The following is a 262-nucleotide window of genomic DNA, read 5'->3' as shown; positions in this document are numbered from 1 at the left end:
CCCATATGCACCAGATGCTGCTCAGCGTATGACGTTCATCTACAATCAGTTTGCTGAGAGCGAAATGAGCGCAGCCAATTGGTATATCGAGCGTGAAGCTTATGTAGCTCTCTTCTATTGTACCGCCGCCCTCTTGTGAAGCATTGGCAATAAAGTGCGCATCTTCATTGGGCTGCATATTGTCGGTCAGTACCTTTGCCACATCTTGCATCATAGCAGCTGGGTCTTTTCCCATAGAGAAGCTAATTCCGAAAATAATCAG

General features: G+C 46.6%; 1 pseudogene. It reads left to right on the top strand.

Features of this window, described 5'->3' with window-relative positions:
- Window positions 1-109 (top strand): annotated as a pseudogene (bamD, locus tag SB772_RS42285) (outer membrane protein assembly factor BamD); the annotation flags it as partial.
- Window positions 110-262 lie beyond the last annotated feature (153 nt).

It is taken from the genome of Paraburkholderia sp. SIMBA_030 (assembly GCF_046535245.1).
Taxonomy (GTDB): domain Bacteria; phylum Pseudomonadota; class Gammaproteobacteria; order Burkholderiales; family Burkholderiaceae; genus Paraburkholderia.
Note: the sequence above shows the minus strand (reverse complement) of the source record. Positions and strands in the feature narration are given on the sequence as shown.